The sequence below is a fragment of the Paenibacillus sp. 01T47 genome, assembly GCF_056398245.1.
Map to the genome: position 1 here is coordinate 44,835 of NZ_JBFTPA010000021.1, position 20,792 is coordinate 65,626.

General features: G+C 45.0%; 20 protein-coding genes. 1 reads left to right on the top strand and 19 read right to left on the bottom strand.

The window, feature by feature from the left end:
- Positions 1-19: 19 nt before the first annotated feature.
- From AC1DOV_RS28945 to AC1DOV_RS28960, 4 genes are all read right to left on the bottom strand, one after another.
- A complete protein-coding gene (locus AC1DOV_RS28945) occupies positions 20-1,075 on the bottom strand; it encodes a molybdopterin-binding protein (RefSeq protein ID WP_477551685.1) in 1,056 nt (351 codons plus the stop codon).
- The gene (locus AC1DOV_RS28950; RefSeq protein ID WP_054026672.1) at positions 1,072-1,566 is read right to left on the bottom strand and encodes a MogA/MoaB family molybdenum cofactor biosynthesis protein; all 495 of its coding nucleotides are present in this window, start codon (positions 1,564-1,566) and stop codon (positions 1,072-1,074) included. Before AC1DOV_RS28950 ends, AC1DOV_RS28945 begins: the two co-directional genes overlap by 4 nt.
- Before the next feature lie 27 nt (positions 1,567-1,593).
- Positions 1,594-2,073 (bottom strand): cyclic pyranopterin monophosphate synthase MoaC, encoded by a 480-nt coding sequence (moaC, locus tag AC1DOV_RS28955; protein WP_339207238.1) that lies wholly within the window; start codon positions 2,071-2,073, stop codon positions 1,594-1,596.
- Positions 2,074-2,155: 82 nt separating this feature from the next.
- The gene (locus tag AC1DOV_RS28960) at positions 2,156-2,755 is read right to left on the bottom strand and encodes a 5-formyltetrahydrofolate cyclo-ligase (protein ID WP_477551686.1); all 600 of its coding nucleotides are present in this window, start codon (positions 2,753-2,755) and stop codon (positions 2,156-2,158) included.
- A 154-nt stretch (positions 2,756-2,909) separates the two neighbouring features.
- Here AC1DOV_RS28960 and AC1DOV_RS28965 point away from each other — a divergent pair, with 154 nt between their 5' ends.
- Complete coding sequence (locus AC1DOV_RS28965; RefSeq protein WP_339207234.1) at positions 2,910-4,844, top strand: ABC-F family ATP-binding cassette domain-containing protein; 1,935 nt, start codon at positions 2,910-2,912, stop codon at positions 4,842-4,844.
- Positions 4,845-4,968: 124 nt separating this feature from the next.
- Here the strand turns inward: AC1DOV_RS28965 and AC1DOV_RS28970 are convergent, their stop codons facing one another.
- The 15 genes from AC1DOV_RS28970 to AC1DOV_RS29040 form a co-directional block, all read right to left on the bottom strand.
- Complete coding sequence (locus AC1DOV_RS28970) at positions 4,969-5,619, bottom strand: response regulator transcription factor (RefSeq protein ID WP_076269667.1); 651 nt, start codon at positions 5,617-5,619, stop codon at positions 4,969-4,971.
- Positions 5,597-7,993 (bottom strand): ATP-binding protein, encoded by a 2,397-nt coding sequence (locus tag AC1DOV_RS28975; RefSeq protein ID WP_477510321.1) that lies wholly within the window; start codon positions 7,991-7,993, stop codon positions 5,597-5,599. The genes AC1DOV_RS28970 and AC1DOV_RS28975 overlap by 23 nt, the downstream gene beginning before the upstream one ends.
- 32 nt (positions 7,994-8,025) lie before the next feature.
- Complete coding sequence (locus AC1DOV_RS28980; RefSeq protein WP_339207229.1) at positions 8,026-8,196, bottom strand: competence pheromone ComX; 171 nt, start codon at positions 8,194-8,196, stop codon at positions 8,026-8,028.
- 129 nt (positions 8,197-8,325) lie between these two features.
- On the bottom strand, positions 8,326-9,255 hold the full coding sequence (locus tag AC1DOV_RS28985) for a polyprenyl synthetase family protein (protein WP_477510322.1): 930 nt from the start codon (positions 9,253-9,255) through the stop codon (positions 8,326-8,328).
- Between the two features lie 48 nt (positions 9,256-9,303).
- On the bottom strand, positions 9,304-9,531 hold the full coding sequence (locus tag AC1DOV_RS28990; RefSeq protein ID WP_441877367.1) for a hypothetical protein: 228 nt from the start codon (positions 9,529-9,531) through the stop codon (positions 9,304-9,306).
- Between the two features lie 63 nt (positions 9,532-9,594).
- Positions 9,595-10,338 (bottom strand): ABC transporter ATP-binding protein, encoded by a 744-nt coding sequence (locus AC1DOV_RS28995; RefSeq protein ID WP_076269663.1) that lies wholly within the window; start codon positions 10,336-10,338, stop codon positions 9,595-9,597.
- A 535-nt stretch (positions 10,339-10,873) separates the two neighbouring features.
- Positions 10,874-11,686 (bottom strand): methyltransferase domain-containing protein, encoded by an 813-nt coding sequence (locus tag AC1DOV_RS29000; RefSeq protein ID WP_477551687.1) that lies wholly within the window; start codon positions 11,684-11,686, stop codon positions 10,874-10,876.
- A 104-nt stretch (positions 11,687-11,790) separates the two neighbouring features.
- Positions 11,791-13,356 (bottom strand): 2-isopropylmalate synthase, encoded by a 1,566-nt coding sequence (locus AC1DOV_RS29005; protein WP_441877373.1) that lies wholly within the window; start codon positions 13,354-13,356, stop codon positions 11,791-11,793.
- 963 nt (positions 13,357-14,319) lie between these two features.
- Positions 14,320-15,363, bottom strand: a complete 1,044-nt coding sequence (gene tsaD / locus AC1DOV_RS29010; RefSeq protein WP_144376825.1) for a tRNA (adenosine(37)-N6)-threonylcarbamoyltransferase complex transferase subunit TsaD — start codon at positions 15,361-15,363, stop codon at positions 14,320-14,322.
- 38 nt (positions 15,364-15,401) lie between these two features.
- Positions 15,402-15,890, bottom strand: a complete 489-nt coding sequence (gene rimI, locus AC1DOV_RS29015; RefSeq protein ID WP_339207222.1) for a ribosomal protein S18-alanine N-acetyltransferase — start codon at positions 15,888-15,890, stop codon at positions 15,402-15,404.
- On the bottom strand, positions 15,887-16,705 hold the full coding sequence (tsaB, locus tag AC1DOV_RS29020) for a tRNA (adenosine(37)-N6)-threonylcarbamoyltransferase complex dimerization subunit type 1 TsaB (protein WP_477551688.1): 819 nt from the start codon (positions 16,703-16,705) through the stop codon (positions 15,887-15,889). The genes rimI and tsaB overlap by 4 nt, the downstream gene beginning before the upstream one ends.
- The gene (tsaE, locus tag AC1DOV_RS29025) at positions 16,702-17,190 is read right to left on the bottom strand and encodes a tRNA (adenosine(37)-N6)-threonylcarbamoyltransferase complex ATPase subunit type 1 TsaE (protein WP_076269657.1); all 489 of its coding nucleotides are present in this window, start codon (positions 17,188-17,190) and stop codon (positions 16,702-16,704) included. Before tsaE ends, tsaB begins: the two co-directional genes overlap by 4 nt.
- A 13-nt stretch (positions 17,191-17,203) precedes the next feature.
- The gene (gene thiL / locus AC1DOV_RS29030) at positions 17,204-18,307 is read right to left on the bottom strand and encodes a thiamine-phosphate kinase (RefSeq protein WP_477551732.1); all 1,104 of its coding nucleotides are present in this window, start codon (positions 18,305-18,307) and stop codon (positions 17,204-17,206) included.
- A 237-nt stretch (positions 18,308-18,544) separates the two neighbouring features.
- Positions 18,545-19,414 (bottom strand): YitT family protein, encoded by an 870-nt coding sequence (locus tag AC1DOV_RS29035; RefSeq protein WP_076269656.1) that lies wholly within the window; start codon positions 19,412-19,414, stop codon positions 18,545-18,547.
- 201 nt (positions 19,415-19,615) lie between these two features.
- Positions 19,616-20,698 (bottom strand): HD-GYP domain-containing protein, encoded by a 1,083-nt coding sequence (locus AC1DOV_RS29040; RefSeq protein WP_441877386.1) that lies wholly within the window; start codon positions 20,696-20,698, stop codon positions 19,616-19,618.
- Positions 20,699-20,792: the final 94 nt, after the last annotated feature.

A 20,792-nucleotide genomic window follows, 5' to 3' on the forward strand; every position in this document is an offset into this window, starting at 1 on the left:
ATTATTAAGCAGCTCATACTTAACAGCTGTTTAAGCCGCCATATCCCATGCTGACAATATCTTCACGAACAATCGTATCTCCCGCTAAAATCCGCGGCAGCAGCACATCGAATGATGTATATGGATCATGCATGACGCATCCTGGAAGCCCCATTATCGGCACTCCGTTTAAATAACCAATAAGCAGCATTGAGCCTGGCAGCATCGGAGTTCCATAACTTACGATATCCGCACCTGTTTCCTTAATGGCTCCAGGAGTGCGATCGTCGGGATCTACCGACATTCCGCCAGTCACTAGTATCATATCATAACGTTGTGCAAGCAAATAGTGTATTTCCTTGACAATTGTTTGTCGATCATCGGGTGCAAATCGCTGCTCTGCAACTTCTGATCCAAGCTCCTCGAGCTTGCTTCTTACTGCCGGACCAAATTTATCTTCAATTCTTCCGTTAAAAACTTCGCCTCCCGTCGTCAACAAACCGACGCGAAATTTACGGAAAGGGCGAACCCGCAGCGGTGAAGCTCCGCCATTCGCTTCACGGTATTCGGCTGCAAGCCTCTCCACCGTCTCCACCTTCGATTTGGGTACAACAAGCGGAATGGCTCTTGTTGCAGCCAGCGCTTGACCCGGCTTAACGACTGTTTTTGCCTTAATCGTCGCTAATGCAATTTCACCCAGCTCATTAATGGCATCAACTAATGCCTTATCAATCTCCGCAAGGCCTAGCTGGTTTGCTTTAATGCTTACCTTGCCCTCATGCGGCTCTGAAAGAATGAGTTTCTCGTCATATAACGCTTCAGCCATTCGAATGGCTGCATCATCCTCATGAAGCTCGTTTTCTCCAAGCTCCATAATATAGATATGCTCCTTGCCAATATCAAGCAGATTAGGAATGTCTGCTTCTACCACAACATGACCTTTTTTGAACAATCGACCCTTAAACTGACCTGGAATAATTCGCGTTAAATCATGAGCCAGTCGCAGCCCGATCGCATCATATACGGAAACTTCTCTTAGCGTAGTCGATCCATGTTGTTCTGTTCCGTTCTTAGCATGATGCTGCTGCTGACTCATACGCTATGTTCCCCCAGTTCTCCGGATAAAATGCCCAGAGCATGCGGCAATTGATCCATGATCGCCATTAAGCTCTCGTGTACGCCCTTTGGGCTCCCAGGCAGGTTAACGATTAATGAGCTGCCTCTAATGCCGCAGACGCCTCTTGAGAGCATTGCTCTTCTTGTTTTTTGGAGAGCGCCCATACGCATCGCTTCCGCAATACCCGGAACAGCACGGTCAATAACCTTGAGCGTTGCCTCGGGCGTAACATCGCGCTCTGCAAGACCTGTACCGCCCGTCGTAAGCACAAGATCCGCATGGAAGTACTCTGTCATTTCAATAATGGCTGCCATTATCTCATCCTGCTCATCCGGTACAATCCGATAATCAATAATTTCTCCACCCAGCTCTTCCTCAACCAATTCACGGATAACCTGGGCACTCGTATCCTCACGTTCTCCACGTGATCCTTTATCGCTTGCTGTTAAAATTGCTACTTTCCACCGCATTTACCATTCCTCCCATTCCTATTTCGCTCATGGGTTTGACGAAATTCGATAATCGCCGCTTTTTCCGCCCGTTTTTGAAACCAGCTGCGTAGGACCGATAACCATATCCTTTTGCAGCGCTTTGCACATGTCGTAGACCGTTAGAGCTGCGGCAGACACGGCTGTCAGTGCTTCCATTTCCACGCCGGTTTTTCCTGTTGTCTTTACTGTACCTTCTATGTAAAGCTCATCCGTTCCGTTATCGCTGAAAACCACATTGATGCCTGTGAGCGGTAGCGGATGGCACATTGGAATCCAATCTGACGTTTTTTTGGCAGCCATAACTGCAGCAACCTGAGCCACAGCCAGTACATCGCCCTTCCCAATCTTGCCAGCCTTAATTTGTTCTAATGTATCTCGGTTCATCGTTATCCTAGTTTGAGCGACTGCCGTGCGGGAAGTGACTTCCTTGTCAGAGATGTCTACCATTCGCGCCCGGCCCTGCTCGTTAAAATGTGTCAACTCCACCTCAAACGCTCCTTCTAGCGATAATGAACGGTTCGCCTTTAACGTTCATAGCTCGCTTGGCAATCATTCAGCTGTATTTCCTCTAAACTAAATACATGTTTTTTTCAGTAATCAAGCCATCCATTTTCAAATCATGCCCCTCGAGAGGCACCTCATCGATGAGCTGCGCCTCGAACGCTATTCCAAGCCAGTACGGCTTAGAAGCATTGTTTTGAACTGATTCAGCAAATCGGTCATAATAACCGCCTCCATAACCAAGGCGGCCCCCTTGAAGGTCAAAGGCTAGTCCCGGCACAAACACAACACCCAGTTCGCAATTGTCCTTAAATGGCTGCGCCGTATTCGGATTCGGCTCCATAATCCCATATGCACCAGGTATCAGATCATCCCAGCTCCGCAAAGTATAGAGCTCCATGGAACGATCTGCTGCGATGCATCTTGGCGCAATGACTTCTCGCCCTGTTCGCCAGCCCCATTCAATGAGACCCGACAAATCAAGCTCGCTCCGAAAAGAAACGTACACCATAAACGCGGCAACCGAATGGCTTTCAATAAAAGCCATCGCTTTCGTGCAAGCTGCTTCTGACCATAATCGCCGCTGCTCGACTGGTAATTTATTTCGTTTTATCGTTATCTGACTTCGTATGTAAGCCTTATCGCCCCGTTGATTTGGTTCAACCAAAAGCATTCACCTATTCTAGTTCCCATCATTTTCTTTCATTAATTGTAGTTTAACATTGTTGTGCAACTTTCGCCAATGCTAGCGCTCGTTTATGGTACACTAATATGTAGTATGAGCATTCGTTCTTTACCATTTATTTGTTGGAGGTTTCAAAATGCTGCTGCAGGTTTCTAACGTAACAAAAAGCTACGGCGTAAATGTCGTATTATCCAATATTTCGATGCAAGTGCTGGAACGAGAACGTATTGGTCTCGTAGGTGTGAACGGTGCAGGCAAGTCTACACTGCTCAAAATCATTGCAGGCGAAATGTCCGCAGATTCTGGCGCTATTCATAAAGCCAAAGAAACTAAAATTGGTTATCTCGCTCAGAATAGCGGATTGCAATCCAATCGAACGATCGGTGAAGAAATGCTTGCCGTTTTCTCACATTTAATTGAAGCAGAGCAAGAGCTTCGTGATCTTGAAGTGAAAATTGCAGATCCCGAACTTCATCAGGATGAGAAACGTTATACAGCCATACTCGATCGTTATGCCAAGCGTTCAGATTGGTACCGCGAGCAAGGCGGTTTCGAGGTCAACACGCGCATTAACAGTGTTCTTCACGGTATGGGTTTCGGAACATTTCCAGCTGACACTTTAATATCAACATTAAGTGGCGGCCAGAAAACACGGCTCGCACTCGCTCGCATATTGCTTCAAGCACCAGATCTGCTCATGCTTGATGAGCCTACCAACTATCTCGACATTGAGACTTTAACGTGGCTAGAGTCCTATTTGCGCGGATATTCGGGTGCCATCTTAGTTGTATCCCATGACCGTTACTTCCTAGATGCTCTTGCTCAAACCATTATCGAAATCGAGCGTCATACCTCCAAGCGGTATACTGGAAATTACAGCCGCTATATGGAGCTGAAAGCTGCCGAATACGAAATCAATATGCGTCAATTCGAAAAACAGCAGGACGAAATTTCGCGTATGGAGCAATTTGTTCAACGAAATATTGTTCGAGCTTCAACGACCAAACGTGCACAAAGCAGACGGAAAGCTTTGGACAAAATGGATCGCCTGGACAAGCCGCAAGGTGATTTGAAAAAAGCTCATTTCACTTTTGAAATTGAGCGTTCGACAGGCAAAGACGTACTTGCTGTTAATGAGGTTTCCGTTGTTTTCCCGGGTAAGGACACACCTATCTTTAAAAATGTATCCTTCCAGCTCACTCGTGGTGAAACCGTTGCATTAATTGGTCCGAACGGGATTGGGAAATCAACACTGCTAAAGGTTATTGTCGGTCAAAATGAACCAACAACAGGTACAATTAAGTTTGGAACTCACGTCAAACTCGGCTACTATGACCAAGAACAAACGAGGCTGAACGGCCAAAATACTGTTCTTGAAGAGGTCTGGGGCAGCTACTCCCATATGGAGGAGGCACGTATTCGTACGGTGCTCGGCAACTTCTTATTTAGTGGCGAAGACGTACTCAAGCGAATTTCTTCCCTTAGCGGCGGTGAGAAGGCACGTGTATCTCTAGCGAAGCTTATGCTTGCAGAGGCCAATGTCCTTATTTTGGATGAGCCTACCAACCATCTCGATCTATTTAGCAAAGAAGTTCTTGAAGCTGCATTGCTTGACTATGAAGGAACCTTGCTCTTCATTTCGCATGATCGTTACTTCCTAAACAAGATGGCTGAACGAATTGTCGAACTAAAGTCGTCAGGTACTGATCATTTCCTAGGAAATTATGACGAAATGATAGAGAAAAAAAGTGAAATCGAAGAAGCACGGCTCGAAGCACTGTCAAAACAGGCTTCAAACTCAAAAACAACAGCCGTATCCGACATTTCACCTGCCAACTCTTATGAGGCGGACAAGCAAGCAAAACGTGAAGAACGTACACGTCAGCGTAAAGTTGAACAATTAGAACTGGAAATCGCTACGCTGGAGCAGCAAATAACCGATTTGGAATTACAGCTTACTGATCCTGCGATTTTTAATGATTACATCCGTATACAAGAAATTCAAGCTGCCATTGAAGCTGTTAAAACCTCACTATCGACCGCATATGAGGAATGGGAACAATACATGTAAGTTTCGTAAATCAATTCGTAAATCAATTAAAACCGGCAGCTTAAGGATAATCCTTTAGCTGCCGGTTTTATTCATTCCTATCCTACTTAACCACCTAAACAAACTAGAGTTATCTAACCTAATTCTAGTATTGTTCTAAGCTGATCAAGCCTAAACGCTGTGCTTCCTTAATTGCTTCCGAACGGGACCGCACGTTGAGTTTATCAAATATACGCGACAGCTGATATTCGACATTCCGCTGGCTAACATGAAGCATAGCTGCCAATTCTTTATTGCTAATTCCAGTGGCTACTTCATGTAATATGGTCTGTTCTTTCTCATTAATCGACACATCTTCAACAGCTACTTCTGTCCGTCCGATCGTTACTTCATGCCTTCTAAGCTGCTTTAACAAGGTGATCGGAATAACCGTGTCCCCTCTCATGGCACATCGAATCGCATTATGAAGCTGTTCTCTTGATACTGTCTTGGAAATAAAACCAGAGACGCCTGATTCAATCAGCAAGTTAAAATGTGAGCCAATCTCATAGCCCGAGTAAATAATAACCTTGCGCTCCGGATCCTGTTGAATAAGACGTTTCGTTAATTCCAATCCACTAATGCCTGGCATATTCAAATCACATAAAATGAGATCAAATTGCTGGATTTGTACAATATCGAGCGCTTCAATGGCGGACAAAACGACCGATACCGACATCTCGCTGTCTTGCTCAATCATTGTTTTGGTTCCTTCTCCGACAGAAGGATGGTCATCAACTAATAAGATACGAATCACGCGATATACCCCTCTCCGATCTACCGGCTGTCATGATCTCTGGCAGCAAGATGACAACCTCTAAGCCGTTACCGCTTTCCGAATAAAATGATATGTCACCTTCCAGACCAGTCACCCGCTCTTTAATGCCTGACAAGCCCATATGTTCAAAAGAAACACTCATTTGATTTACATCCATACCGACACCATCATCTTGATATCGGAAATATATCGTTCCTTTGCGCAGCTCAAGCTCAAGAACAACTAATTTAGCTTGAGAATGTTTGTCCGCATTACGCAGCAATTCCTGTACGATCCGGTAAATCGCCGTAATTTGTTCCTCGTTAAGCGGACGATTAAATGATTTTGCACGAAAATCCACTGCAAAGTTAACACGCATTTGAGTATGCTCGATAATCGATTCAACAGCCTCGACTACTCCCATCTCCTTCAAAAGCGGTGGACGCAGTTCATTACAAGTTTCACGAATTTGATGGATAACATCGAGTAATCCTTCTTTAATATCCTCCAGCTCGCGTCCCAAACTATTCGAAATCGGATAGTCCATCATAATGGCTTCAAGCTTCCGGTACCAAAGCAGCTGATCTTGCAGCGCTGAGTCATGCAAGTCAGCAGCAAGTTTTCTTCTCTCGTTCTCAGACAAACAGAATAGAAGGCGCAGCACCCATGGTGAAGTTGAATGCTCTTTGCGAACCTCCGACTCTAAATCCTCAATTAAACCTTCAATTAAATATAGATTCTCAAATACGATGCTGGAATAATTGGACATCGTCTTAAGCCAACGAAGCTCGTCCGAATTAAAGCGCGTATGATTGGTTTTCATGCCGATCCACAAAATATGATACCTAGACCGTTGTCTGCCGATTACAAGACCGAGTCCATAAGGCAGCTCGATTAACTCGCCCACCTGTAAGGAATTTACAGTTCCGAGCAAAAACTCAGCAGTAATAAGTTCCTCAGGATGATCGCCCATCGGGTATACGGTATTCTCCGATTGCTCAATAAGTAAAAAAGTAATCCGACTAACTGGCAGCAGATCACTAATCTCTTGTTTGAGCACAGCTTCCAAATCGCTTTGCTTCATTACTCTAGCGATTTTTCGCGAGAAACGATCCAGACTATCCTGATAACTATACATCGCCTTAAAGAGCTTAGGTCTGAACCTTTGATCAATTTGTTCCTTCCCATATAAAAACAACGTCATTCCGATGTAAATGACAAAAAATACGCCAAACCACGCGGACCATGACGGATTGTTCTCTCCTAGTAATACGAACGCTACAAGTGCCGCCACAATGACAGCTGGAATAAAGGCTAGCGCCGTATAATATTTAAATCTAGTTAGAATAAAGTCAATATCAAATAATTGATTTGAGGTAGACAGATAGAAATAAACGATAGGTAATAAGAATAGGAATAGCGCAGTAAAAGCGGCTGGAAAAACTTGGTCCTTGCCAATAATTTGAGGCAGCAAGTTCATTAATGCAAACGGAGTAAAAGCAACTAGATGCGAGATCAACGTAATGGTGAACAGAGAATGCAGCTTTGTACGCCGATGCTTTATAAACTTTCGCACAAGCATATAAACGCATACAAAATTACCTATCAGCACAGAACTGCTATAGGCTATTTGAATATAGGTATAGATGTTATTTGACGCTAAATCTGTCCAGATATAAATTAAGCTTATGATCCCTACAAAACCCACAATCCCATATAGAGTGTTCAATATTGATTTACTAATAAAATGAACATCGAATCGCTTTAAATAAATGTTCATGAAGCTCATAAACAGCAATGGTATGTTGGGTAGAACCAAATAAATAATAGTAAGCCCAACAGAATCGCTTCGACTTGATGCTGCAGAACTATAGTAACTTAAGCCAATCGAAATAAAAAACAAAATAAGAATGATTACAGCCTTATCATTCCTTCGTTTTGCATACAAAAATCCTGAAAACGCACAAAAAATAATGAGTGAAACACCAGGGATATACAACTGAATCAGCAGCTCCCATAACGAATGGTCGCCTGTCCACCCCTTGGGAAACTCAATTTTCTGTGTAACTTTATCCTTATGTAAAACAAGAACGTAATCTGCGGATTCAATTGAATTATATTTCTTTACATACTCAAAATCCTGTACTGAATCACCGTTTATTTCTAAAATCTGATCGCCTATTTCAATACCTTTTACATCCGCTTGTCCGGCTGGTTCTATCGACTTAACAAAATAACGATTACCTGGCTCCTCCACTAGTACAGCACCGATTGAAGGAATTCTTACGATTACCGAGGTTAAATATAAAACAGAACCTAACAAGACAAACAGGAAGAGGATTGCAACAATTCGGTTAAATAAGTTAGGTCTCATGCACTCCTCTTCCTTCCCTACAAATCAGTATGCTAATTCCACATGTATGCGTAGCCGCTATTTTTTTCGTTTTTGTTCTTTAGTTCGCCAAGAAGAGCGCGTTGTTCAGCAACTGAAACACCTGCTACTTGCATTTGTCCACCCATAGCCATAGACATTTTTTCAGTGTTGCTTACCAACTGACGAATAGCTTCTTTTAACATATTAACTCCTCCGCTTCTCTACTACTATATTAGTAATCTTTTCTTCTTCTCTACTATAACAGGAATAGATACGACAGGAAACGCAAAAGTGATTCGTATTTACCGAAAGACGTTTTGCGTGGTTTGTTGTTATGCATTTTTAGAGTTTATTATGTGCAAAAATTCCGCTTTCCAAGGACTTATTTCCTGTATGGAGTCTACTAATTCCTCAAAGCGATTATAGTGCATCCGACTCATGACAGAGCCATATAATATAGTTCCTGTTCTTTCACAGGTTTCAAGAAAAAGCTCTCTTTTCATCGCAATTTCTTCGGAAGTTAACCGACCCTCAAAATACTCTTTAATCCAGCGATCCTCTTCTGCTTCTCCTTCTATTAAATATAGAGTAAGCAAGGTGCATTTACGTTGAAGAAAATCACTTTTTTCATCCCATCGCAGCAAATCTCGGAGGTCATTCTGAATTTGAGCTGAAACACCTATTTCTAGCGCATATTCTGCAACGGTATCATTCCAATGGCGACCAGCCAACATTACGCCGGCCATACACGCTAGTTGAAGAAGCGTAGCAGACTTTTGTTTTACGACATCCAAATAGGATTCCTCGTCGTTCATTTCATTCATAATATCAAGCATTTGACCATTTGCGGCCTTCAAAAGCTGCGCATTCATCATTTCTGTGAGTGCCAATCGAATCTCATGATTAGATGTGCTGCTTAACATTGCTTGCTGCGACAAAGTTAGTAGAGAGGAGGCTACATGAATGGCTATAGGCATTGGGACTTTCATCCAAGGCTTGCTTGGAACATCCTGATCCTGCAAATCATCCAATATATCCGACGCCAAAATAAATAATTCGACTGCAGCAGCTGCTTTTATGGGGTCTTCGCCTTTTCCGCCAAACATGCGGTAATGAATAACCGTTAGTTGACCAAATCGAATCGTCTCTTCAAGCTTGTCCGCAATAAACTGCTCTGCATAACGTGCAAGAGGCTCAGCTGTAAAGAAACGCTGAACCAATAATCGCATGTGTTGACCAATGAGTGGAATACAATCGTTCACAATCGATCCTCCGCCAAATCAAGATCATTATATTATACTACTAAATCGTTACATAAACATACGCTGAAATACAGTTACGAATCGTCCTATCCGATGTAGTGTCCTTATGCCGTTGCAGTCGCCTCTGCGCTTTTGTTTTTTTTGCTTTTGATCTTCTTGCTTCTGACTCTCCCCCTCATTCATTTGACTGATTAAGTTTGTAATCATCTCCATTCTCTTCTCCAATAGTTTTCTGCGCTCGACTGACGGACTTTCGATGCGATCTCGATGATCCATTTACTAAAAAGCCCTCCTTGAGGAATACATGTGCAATAAACATACTCTTAGTTTTTGTTTTTCTTATATGCTGACACTCCCATTCATCTCAACTGCGTGATGCATATAAACGGCTTCCATTGTCATGCCGCCACCAGGCAGCTGTGCAATAAGTGTAGACGGGTTATCGCAAGTAATGAATTCTCCCTTGCGCATCACGCATACGCGATCGCAATTGCGCTGAATTTCCTCCATATCATGAGAAGCGACAATAATTGTTTTCCCTTGTTGTCTAAGAATCTGCAGCAGTGACCAATAATCACGTTTGGCTTGCGGATCCAGTCCTGTTGTGGGTTCATCCAAAAATATGATTTTTGGATCGTTCACCAATGCGATAGCTAGTGCCGTACGTTGTCTCCAACCGCCTGATAAACGTTTAACTAGTTTATCCGAATATGGACTAAGCCCAAACTGTTCAATGATGTGATCCAAATTATTTTTCCGTTTATAAAAACCTTGGAAAAGCTCCATTGCCTCTCGAACATTCATTTTATCTACTAAAGTTGTGCTTTGCAGATGAATTCCGATGTCTTCCTTCAATTTTTCTGCATCCAGCACCACATCATGTCCATAGATCCGTATACTGCCTTGGTCGGGCATACGAATCCCCATTAGCATCTCTAGCAACGTCGTTTTTCCCGCGCCGTGCGTACCGATAATACCGAATATTTCACCTTCGTTTACTTTGAAGGAAACCTGATCTACTGCCTTATTCGCACCATAGTACTTGCTGACCGAGCTTACCTGAATGATCGTTTGCTTATCCATTCCTTGGTTAACCTCCATTCACACTTAAGCATTGCCTATCACTAAAAGCTATAAGGTGAGATTTATGTTTTGGTATGCGTCATAGTTTCAAGATAACGCATACCGTTAACTTTTTCACCGAAAACCTGTCTAGTAATTCACGCAATTTTTTTGCGTGACCGCAATGCTAGCGCAAAACAAAAGGAAGCTTACTAATGATTCCAAAAGTTGCTATAAACAACCAATCACCATTATCCACAGAGATATCAACAGTTCTGTATAAATTGTTAGTTAATTCTGTCGATAGTACCTACGTATAAGAGTAGCATTTTAGCGGAATCCGTCGTTTTATAGGTACAATTTCTTACATTTATTTATTTTATCCACGTTATACACATTATCCACAGTTAAACACCGCAAATAATATCCCCTTTCCGTTCACAATATTGATCTTTCGTAAATCCAGTGTTTTCGGGCATTTCACTCTTTTATCCACAAAATGAAGCCTCTTTGTGGATAACTTTGTGCACAACACTAATTTTGGTAATTTTTATGGCTATTTTCTAATACCGATATAAAGTAAATGTGAAGCTGAACCTAATAAATGAATATTTTCAGCAGAATCATAAATCATTTGCATGAAATCGGAGAATTGTTTGTTTCCCTGAGACCTCCAATAATCGAACTGCTCCGATGTAAGGGCTCCTGCAACGCTGGAGGAACCAATCAACTTGACCGTTTCAAATCCTTGCACTTCCATAAACGGCGTAATCGTATCGATATCATAGTAATAGGCTCCCGTGAATCTGCCTTCATCTTTATGATTAAAAACGCCCGAATCCATAAACTGCTGAATCTCATCCATTGAATCGAGAGGCTTCCAGCTTTGCGGATAAGCAAGAGCATTTAGCAAATGCCTAATACGTGTCATAAAGGCGATAAACACATACCCCCCACTCCGTGTTACACGATATAGCTCCTTAACCGCCTGTTCACGATCCTCTTCCTTCTGTAAATGATAGAGCGGCCCCATCATCAATGAAGCATCAAAAGTCTCGTCTGCAAACGAGCTCAAGCTTCTAGCATCTGCAACGTGGAAACCTTTAAAACGATCTGCCAACCCAAACTCCTCTGCCTTCTCAGCGGCTAATTGTACCAGCCTTGGGGTCAAATCTGTTAACGTGACATCATAGCCGCTATCAGCTAGTTCCATCGCATATTTTCCAGGACCGGCGCCATTATCCAAAATATGTCCACTCGCAGGCAAGTAATTTCGAATAAAATGCCAGTTGACGATAAACTCAAGGGGCGCTCTATCGAGACGCCCCCATTCATCAAACTGATTATAATATTGAATAATTTTACTCATCACATATACCTCCTTGAGGTTTTATGCCCACAGCAGCGCTTATTCCCATAATAGAAAGAACTCACTCTACTATGGGAAAAGCAATCCGTTGGCCTTATGAGAAATTAGTTGGCAGCTTTAGTTTGGATTACTTCTACTACTCTGCTGCCTGTCGTCATAACTGCTTGATTGCACGCTGAAACATAGGCTTGAGCGGCTGCAAGCACAATATCACTATGAATGGATGTACCGCGGAATCGTTTCTGTTGATGAATAATGCTGACGACCGCTTCACCGTGAGCATCCTCGCCAGTTGATAGCGAATGAAGCTCCAAATCCTCGAACTCCGCTGCTACTGGAATCGCTTGTTGAATGGCATGGATCACTGCCTCAATAGGGCCGCCTCCCATTGCGATATAAGATTGTTCTACACCAAACTCATTCTCACGGATGGTAACCGTCGCTGTACGTGAAGGCTGCGTACCCGCGTGAACATGCAGATCAACCAGTACATATGGATCTGGCTGCGTCTGTGTCAGCTCACCTGCGATACGAATCAATTCATCATCTGTCACGATTTTTTGAGCATCAGCGACTTCCTTGAATTTATCGTACACATCCTGCAGCTGCACTTCTGTCATATCGATGCCATACTCAGCAAGGCGATGTTTAATCGCATGGCGGCCGGAATGTTTGCCTAATATAATCATGTTCCGCGAAATGCCCATCGCTTCCGGATCCATAATTTCATACGTGTTACGGTTTTTCAGCAAACCGTCTTGATGGATGCCCGATTCATGCTGGAATGCATTGCGGCCAACGATTGGCTTATTGTAAGCAATCGGGAAATGCATAGCGCGACTAACCAAACGAGAGGTTTCATAAATTTCGCTAATTTTAATGTTTGTTTCTGCTTGAATAGCATCCTTGCGCGTTTCTATTGCCATAACCAGCTCTTCTAGAGAGCAGTTGCCCGCGCGTTCGCCAATCCCGTTTACAGTCACTTCAATTTGTGTGGCACCTGCATTAATAGCAGAAATACTGTTAGCTACAGCAAGGCCTAGGTCATTATGACAATGGGCACTATATCTCACCGTTTCTCCGCCTCTGGCTTGCTTGCGCACCGCGCGGAACAGCTCGCTCATTTCCTCTGGCATAGCATAACCAAGCGTATCCGGCAGGTTAATGATAGTCGCACCTTCCGCAATAACCGCCTCAACGAGCTGAATGACAAAGTCTCTGCCAGATCGTGTGGAATCCATTGCAGAAAACTCGATTTCATCTACGAATTGCTTGCCGTAAGCAACCATATCTCTCGCAATCTTAATGACCTCTTCCCGAGATTTGCGAAGCTGATGATTAAGATGAATATCGGAGGAGGATATAAACAAGTGAAGGCGTCTGCGTGCTGCATCCTGTGTCGCTTTCACTGCAGCGTCAATATCAACCTTTACCGCTCTCGCAAAACCTGCGATCTCTACATGCTGAAGCTCACGTGAAATTTGCTGTACAGCCGCGAATTCGCCTGGGCTGGAAACCGGGAAACCTGGCTCAATAACATCAATGCCAAGCTTGCCAAGCTGGCGTGCAATTATAATTTTACGTTCAGGATCAATTGAAGCACCTGGTGACTGCTCGCCATCACGAAGAGTTGTATCAAAAATTTGGATTTTTTTCATTTCGTTTGTCATTGTTAATTCCTCCTAGGGATTCGTTTGGATGTATTTTTTTCATTTTTGGGTACAAAAAAAAGCGCGACGTCTCCTTGTAAGAGACGACGCGCTTATGCTGCCGTGGTACCACTCTAATTGACCGGTTCTTACTGCAGAAGCTTAAACAATGCTGCCTTGCAAAAAAGGCAATATTGAATAGCTTGCTGCGGGAACCGAGCCCGCTTAAATGCCCGATGACGGCGGCTAACCGTAACGTTGTAGACAAAAACTGTCTTTTATAACAGCTTGCTTCCCACGTTCCGCTCCCAGGCGAGATTCAAACCTCAGCTTCGACTGCGTCACACCACCCCGCAGCTCTCTGTACGATTTCAATTCGTTCATCTGCTTTTGATGAACATATCTTGAAATTCGTTTTGCCAGCCTACTGTTCTACTGCTCCTGTTCATTGCGTTTTTACTCTATATGGATTGTTGCTGCTCATTAAATCGTTAAATCCTTCACTTCAAGACAACAAGAAAAACCTGTCATCTCTTGAATCAAGAGACGACAGGTTATTATGACCCGCGCGGTACCACCCTTGTTGACACCCATACGTTCGCAAACGAGCAGGGACGCCCAACTTAAGCATATGGCCAACTCCGGATGTTGACTCACATGCACCCGATTACGGTGGTTAACCGTAACAATGTACCTGCATGGCTATCAGCATGAACTCATGCTGCCATCGTTTCCACTGTTCCGCTCCCAGGCGAGTTTCAAGCATCCTTCGACTGCGTTGCACCATCCCGCAGCTCTCTTGTGTCATAACGACGTATGAATGATGCACATTCATAGTGACGTTTCAGACATTCCCGGACAAGCTTTACTATTCCTGTTCTTTGCGTTTGTAACGTATGAAGTTGAAGTTTGAAGTATTGTTGCTTATTATATGCTCTAATAAATTGTCTGTCAATTCCAATTGAAAATATTTTTTATTAACCCCTATTCGGCCAATGAATGTGGCATATTGCTCACTGACCAGCTCTCAAGCGATAAACCAGGGTCAGCTTTCATGTCAAGATCTGTGAATTGCGACCGTTTTAGCTTCAAATAAGCCGCTGCACCAATCATTGCAGCATTATCTGTACACAACGAATTTGGCGGTATGAGCAGAGGCACACGTTCTGACACGCACTTTGCACTTAAAGCTGCCCTCAAGCCCTTATTCGCTGCCACGCCGCCACAAAGCAGCAGCTGCTTCGCGCCATATTGTTTGACTGCGCGCAGAGCTTTTGTGACGAGCACCTCAGTGACTGACTCTTGGAATCCGCGAGCAAGTGCCGCCTCATTCAAGACCAAACCTTTCATTCTCGTCTGATTAATAACCGCTAGTACTGCTGATTTCAAGCCGCTAAAGCTAAAATCATAGCTATCCGGTTCCAGCCATGCACGAGGCAAAGTAATCGATTCCTCTGCTTCGACTGCAAGCTTGTCGATATGCGGCCCGCCTGGGTAAGGCAAATGCAGCGCCCGCGCTACCTTGTCATACGCTTCACCGACTGCGTCATCCCTAGTACGGCCAACGACTTGGAAATCACCTTCACTTTTTAACAGCACTAACTCTGTATGGCCCCCCGAAACAACTAGTGCCATACATGGATATATAATGTCATGAACGAGCTCATTTGCATAAATATGACCTGCAATATGATGCGTACCGATCAATGGAATATCTAATGCCATAGACAGGCTTTTGGCCGCTACAATACCTACGAGCAAAGCCCCTACAAGACCGGGACCTTGTGTGACTGCGATAGCTGACATATCCTTTAGCGTCAGCCCTGATTCCTTGACAGCCTGTTCTATTATCAATGTAATCGACTCTACATGTTTACGCGATGCAATCTCGGGAACTACACCGCCATATCGTTCATGTATTTCAATTTGGCTGGACACGACATTCGATAAAATATGTTTTCCACCGCGAATAACCGCCGCTGACGTTTCGTCGCAGCTCGTTTCAATCGCCAAAACAAGATCATTCATTGGCTGTTCATTCACTGCCTGTTTCGATTGATTCACATTCATTGCTCCCTTACCTTCAACCGCTCTTTGTCTAGCTCAGCCCACATTATAAGCGCGTCTTCATTGTTGTCCGAGTAGTACCGCGGGCGTATGCCGGCAGGCTCAAAACCGTATTTCCGATAAAGGTTTTGCGCAATTTCATTGGAGGGACGAACCTCTAGCGTCATCTTTACCGCGCCAAAGAAAACTGCCGTCCGCTGCAGCTCATTAAGCAAGCAGTTTCCTAAACCTTGCCCGCGATAATCTGAGCGTACCGCAATATTCGTTACATGCGCTTCGTCCATAATAACCCACATGCCGCCGTAGCCTATTATTTGTTCCTCATATTCCATAATCATATAGCGAGCAAATAAGTTGTTCATGAGCTCATTCGTGAATGCTTCCACAGTCCATGGACTCGTAAAGGCTTCCTGTTCAATCGCAACGATAGCGGGTATGTCTGCCATAGTCATCGCTCGAAAAATGAGTTTGTTCACTTCTAATTTCATGCCTTAGCTTCACCTGCCTGCTTTGCCTTCCATACGACCTCAGCCTCAGTTAGCTGAGTGTAGTTAGGAATAAGAGTATGCGGATCTTCTAATAGACCTGACTGCAGTCTTTTGAGGCCAAGCTCTGCTATCCATTTGCCCTCTTGGATAAAGGTTTGAAGCTGAACGATAGCGCCTGCTGCCTCGCCAATCTGCTTCAAGCGCATCGCGCTTTCTTCGTGAAGCGACAGGTCGCCGACGAGTGAGATGCTACGTATGCTTCCAGCCGGCAAAATCGCTAATCGCTGCTCAAGCTGATCTACAAAATCCTTCATAATACGAACGCCATCATCCAGCCAGCGAGTCCATTCAGATGTATCCGTCATCGAGAAAGCCGATGTATACACCTGACCGCGCCTTGCATCCATAATCGGAAATACCCAATGCTCACCATTACGCGCTTTCTCCAGCTCCGCAATTCCGTTCACCTGCTGATGCCAAGCACCATATGCTATGGCCTCCAAGCTGGACACGCTCACCAGCGGCTTGTTCCATACCCATGCCAATGTTTTTGCTACAGAGATCGCGATACGCATTCCTGTATATGATCCTGGTCCATTCCCAACCGCAATCGCCTCGATGTCCGTATTAGCAAGGCCGCTTTTTCGCAGCATTTCTTGAATATGCGTCACAACGTGTACAGAATGGTTTCTTTCCGCTAACGTTTGAATTTCCGCAAGCACCTCATGACCGCTAACGATAGCAGCTGCCATCGACGCCGTGGACGTATCTAAAGCGAGTATCGGTCCCGTTTGATTTCTCTGCTCATTACTCATCTGTCTGCTCCTAACTTGCTTAAAGCTTCACACCAGCCTGCGTAAATTTCACCATAGCCGGTCAATTGTATGCGCCGTGCTTCATCGCCAAGATGCTCAATATACAGCTCCAACCGCTCAGCTGGCAGCAGCTCCTTGATCAAGCTAGCCCATTCCACAATCGTTACGCCATCACCATAAAAATAATCATCCAAACCAAGCTCATCCGCTTCCTCCAGCGACAGCCTGTAGACATCCATATGATAAAAGGGAAGCTGATTCCCTTCATATTCTTTTATAATTGTAAAAGTCGGACTATTCACAATGCCTTTCACGCCGATTGCACCTGCAAAAGCTTGTGAAAATCTAGTTTTTCCCGCGCCCAGATCACCATCCAATGCAAGCAATGTACCTGGTTTTACCCAAGCTGCAAGCTGTTCAGCTAGCGTTACAGTGTCTTGTTCCGTTTGTGCCAGCCAAGTGGCATGGCTTATCTGTTGTTGCATGCTATTCACCCGTTCATGTCGAAAAATGATTATATCCGCGTTTCTTAAGCAAAACTCTCTTCTCCAAATGAGGCAGCGACTCTTTTTCCTTAAAAGCTTGATCATGTCGAATGAGCTCAACAGCGGGCTCTCCCATCTCGGTTTCCCCAATAATAAAAAAAGGAATACCTTCTTGATGAAAAGCTGCTCGCATCGCTTCCGCATGCTCTGGTGCTATCGTGCCTAGCAAGACGTAATCTTCTCCGCCATACAGCATCCATTCCAGCGGATCTATTCCTGCACTTGAAGCGTAAGCGGCCAAGCTGCCGCTCTTTGGCAGAAGCTTCTCATAAAGCACGAGGCGAAGCCCCGACGCTTCAGCAATTTCCCATGCTTCGCTCGCCAGGCCGTCGCTTACATCATTAAGTGAACGACAGCTCCCATGCTCAAGCAGCAGCCTTCCCGCACGCACTGAAGGATTTGGCCGCTGATGCGCCTGCACAAGCAAACCTTCCCTACCCGCGCTGAAATCCGCGGGCTGCAGCACCGCGCGCTCCTCCTCTGCAAGGAGCGCATGCAATCCCGCCGCCGACATGCCTACGGCGCCGGTCACAAACACTGCATCGCCCGGCTTTGCGCCCGAACGACACAGCTCACGCCCTGCTTCCACGGTGCCAACCACCGTTACAGCGACAACCAAATGCTCCGGCGCCGACGTCGTATCGCCGCCTACAACGGCAACCCCGTAGCGCTCGGCGCACTCGTACAGCCCATCATACAACCTCCGCATTCGCTCCGGCGTATACGATGGCGGCACGCTGACCGAGACGAGCGCATGCAAAGGCACGCCTCCCATCGCGGCAATATCGCTAATGTTGGCGGCAAGCGCCTTATAGCCGACATCCTCGTCCCGCATCGTCGACGGCTTGAAGTGTACCGTCTCCACCATCGTGTCGACGGACAGCAGCATCCGCTTTGGAGCAGCAATGCCATCCGCAGCAGAAGCGGGATCAACTACGGCGGTATCATCGCCTATCCCTATAACCACGCCGCGCTCGCGCTGCCAAGCACTTTCTTGCCTGCCTGCCGTCCAATGATGAATACTCGCAAACTCATCCAAATTGCTGGTCTCCTTCATCTCAAAGCAAAAGTGGGCCGATCTGTGCAAGCCAAATCGGCCTCGCATTTCTTAGAAACTGACTAGGGCATGTCTGAAAACCCGTTCAGTGGCACCTTTCACCGCCTTTTCGCCCCCTGCTTCGTTCCGTTTGCTTGACGTACCCCTGGTACGCCTTCACAAACACGCCTTGCATGGAACGAAAATTCGGCAAAATTTGCTGTCCTCAGAGTTCTCAGACACGCCCTACTACCATCATTAGTGAATATCCCGTTTCTTAAACCGTCCGCCCTTCACATCGTGAATATTGCCGACGGCAAGAAACGCCACAGGGTCAAGCTCATGAACAATCGACTTCATCTTCGCCTCTTCAAGCCGCGTAATGACACAAAAAATAACGCGTTTGCTGCCGCCAGTAAAGCCGCCTTCGCCATGCAGGTAAGTAACTCCGCGTCCTAAACGGCTCATAATCGCTGCGCCGATTTCCTTCGCTTCATCGCTAATGATCCACACCGCTTTGGATTCATCGAAGCCCTCGATCGTAATATCAATCAATTTATAAGCAATATAATACGCGATAAGCGAATACATCGCCCGATCCCAGCCAAACACGAAGCCTGCACTGCCGAGAATGAATAAGTTGAAAAACATAACGGTCTCGCCAACCGAAAGAGGAATACGCTTATTAAACACGATCGCAACAATTTCGGTACCATCGAGCGATCCGCCAAACCGAATAACCATGCCAACGCCAATGCCCAAAATGACACCGCCGAATATAGCAGCTAGAAAAGGCTCTACCGTAAGAGGCGGTACGGGATGAAGCAAAAACGTTCCTAGCGACATGACCGAAACGCCGTACAGCGTCGATATTGCAAAGGTTTTGCCGATTTGCTTGTAACCAAGGAACAAAAATGGAAGATTAAGAAGAAAGAGAAAAAGACCAAGCGGCACTTTCGTTAAATAGGAGGCCATGATCGATATGCCGACAATACCACCATCAATAATATGATTTGGTACTAGAAAGATTTCCAGCCCAACTGAGACGAGCGCAGCGCCTAGTGTAATAAACAGCACTCTTCGCAACACTTCGAGCTTGGACAGTTTGTGGTGCTGTAATGATCCCATAAATGTACGCACATCCCCCTATTAGCTCTATTTCTCATTATTTTACCTTAAAAAGTACCAGATATAAAGCAACTCTGTCATTATTGCAAAAAAAGAAACCTTCCACTTTAGCAGCAATTTGCCTCTAAGAGAAGGTTTCTATCCGTGTTTAATATTCAAGTAAGCGCGAAAGACATAGCGCCTATTTCCTACAAAAAATAATTACAACTCCTTTACGATTGTAATATGAAGCTCGTTCTTGAGCTCAATCTCATAAGGCGATGCCGGCATTGTGCCGTCTGGCTCCATAATAATTCGTATACGGGGACGATGGACAGCGAGCTCCGTATTTTCTGAAACGACACCAACTTGACCAGTGCTAAGCAAAAGCGAAGTCGAAACTGGATATATTGATATATGCCGACAGAACAGCTTAATCAAGTCCAGATCAAAAAAGGTGCCGCCGGCAGCAAATAAAAACTCAATCGCTTCGCTTGCCGTGTACCGTTTGCGATAAGGTCTTGGTGAAGTTAATGCATCAAAAGTGTCCGCTAATCCTACGATTTGAGCGTACATATGAATCTCACTTTCCTTGAGCCCGCGCGGGTAACCTGATCCGTTAAATCGTTCATGATGCTGAAGCGCGCAGTGTGCAGAAACGATAGATATATCGTGATACTTGCGTAATATATCGAACCCGTCCTTCGCATGGCTTTTGATGACTTCACGTTCCGCCAGCGATAAACCGCCAGTATGAGCCAGCAGCTTTGGCGGCACCTTTGTCATACCAATATCGAAGAGCAGCGCGCCAATGCCAAGCTCTTCAAGCTGATTGCGATTAAAGCCCTTTGCCATGCCCATAATGCCTGAAAGCACAGCAACGTTAAAGGAATGCTGAAATAAATAACCTTCCATGGCATGAATGCTCGTTAAATTAACCAGCATGTTTGGTCTTGAGGATAAATCCTGCATAATTTGGCCGAATACCGCCCGAAAATTGCGGCCCATATCCGGTGCGATCGTTCGCCCTTTTGTTACGGTCTGGTCTTTGAAGGAGTTCATCGTTTTGTAAATAGTATCGACCGCTTGCTTACGCGTTTCATCACGGATCGTATCTTCAGGAATCAGATCCTCCGTCAACCCATCCTCTATGAATAGAAAATCGATGCCTAAGTTCCGCAATCGATCGATGTAACGATCATTCAATTCAACCCCTTCTCCTAGAAGCACGTTGCCGTTTTCTTGAAAAATGGGTTTAGCCACCTTGTCTCCCGGCTTGACCATTCCAATCTGCGTTTTTCTCATTAGATTAGTTCCCGCCTTTGATAGTTTAGCGATTGTAACCGGATCAAATCCATTTTATCAGAACTATGTCCAACTGACTATGCAGCAAACACGA

Bases quoted from the DNA above. Each gene is read 5' to 3' on its own strand.
- AC1DOV_RS28975 (WP_477510321.1), bottom strand. From the start codon at position 7,993: ATGAGACCTAACTTATTTAACCGAATTGTTGCAATCCTCTTCCTGTTT.
- AC1DOV_RS28980 (WP_339207229.1), bottom strand. From the start codon at position 8,196: ATGTTAAAAGAAGCTATTCGTCAGTTGGTAAGCAACACTGAAAAAATG.
- rimI (WP_339207222.1), bottom strand. From the start codon at position 15,890: ATGAAATTAGAAGTGAACAAACTCATTTTTCGAGCGATGACTATGGCA.
- AC1DOV_RS28965 (WP_339207234.1), top strand. From the start codon at position 2,910: ATGCTGCTGCAGGTTTCTAACGTAACAAAAAGCTACGGCGTAAATGTC.
- AC1DOV_RS28995 (WP_076269663.1), bottom strand. From the start codon at position 10,338: ATGGATAAGCAAACGATCATTCAGGTAAGCTCGGTCAGCAAGTACTAT.
- AC1DOV_RS29035 (WP_076269656.1), bottom strand. From the start codon at position 19,414: ATGGGATCATTACAGCACCACAAACTGTCCAAGCTCGAAGTGTTGCGA.
- tsaB (WP_477551688.1), bottom strand. From the start codon at position 16,705: ATGAGTAATGAGCAGAGAAATCAAACGGGACCGATACTCGCTTTAGAT.
- tsaD (WP_144376825.1), bottom strand. From the start codon at position 15,363: ATGAATGATCTTGTTTTGGCGATTGAAACGAGCTGCGACGAAACGTCA.
- thiL (WP_477551732.1), bottom strand. From the start codon at position 18,307: ATGAAGGAGACCAGCAATTTGGATGAGTTTGCGAGTATTCATCATTGG.
- AC1DOV_RS28950 (WP_054026672.1), bottom strand. From the start codon at position 1,566: ATGCGGTGGAAAGTAGCAATTTTAACAGCAAGCGATAAAGGATCACGT.
- AC1DOV_RS28945 (WP_477551685.1), bottom strand. From the start codon at position 1,075: ATGAGTCAGCAGCAGCATCATGCTAAGAACGGAACAGAACAACATGGA.
- AC1DOV_RS29000 (WP_477551687.1), bottom strand. From the start codon at position 11,686: ATGAGTAAAATTATTCAATATTATAATCAGTTTGATGAATGGGGGCGT.
- AC1DOV_RS29005 (WP_441877373.1), bottom strand. From the start codon at position 13,356: ATGACAAACGAAATGAAAAAAATCCAAATTTTTGATACAACTCTTCGT.
- AC1DOV_RS29040 (WP_441877386.1), bottom strand. From the start codon at position 20,698: ATGAGAAAAACGCAGATTGGAATGGTCAAGCCGGGAGACAAGGTGGCT.
- tsaE (WP_076269657.1), bottom strand. From the start codon at position 17,190: ATGCAACAACAGATAAGCCATGCCACTTGGCTGGCACAAACGGAACAA.
- AC1DOV_RS28990 (WP_441877367.1), bottom strand. From the start codon at position 9,531: ATGGATCATCGAGATCGCATCGAAAGTCCGTCAGTCGAGCGCAGAAAA.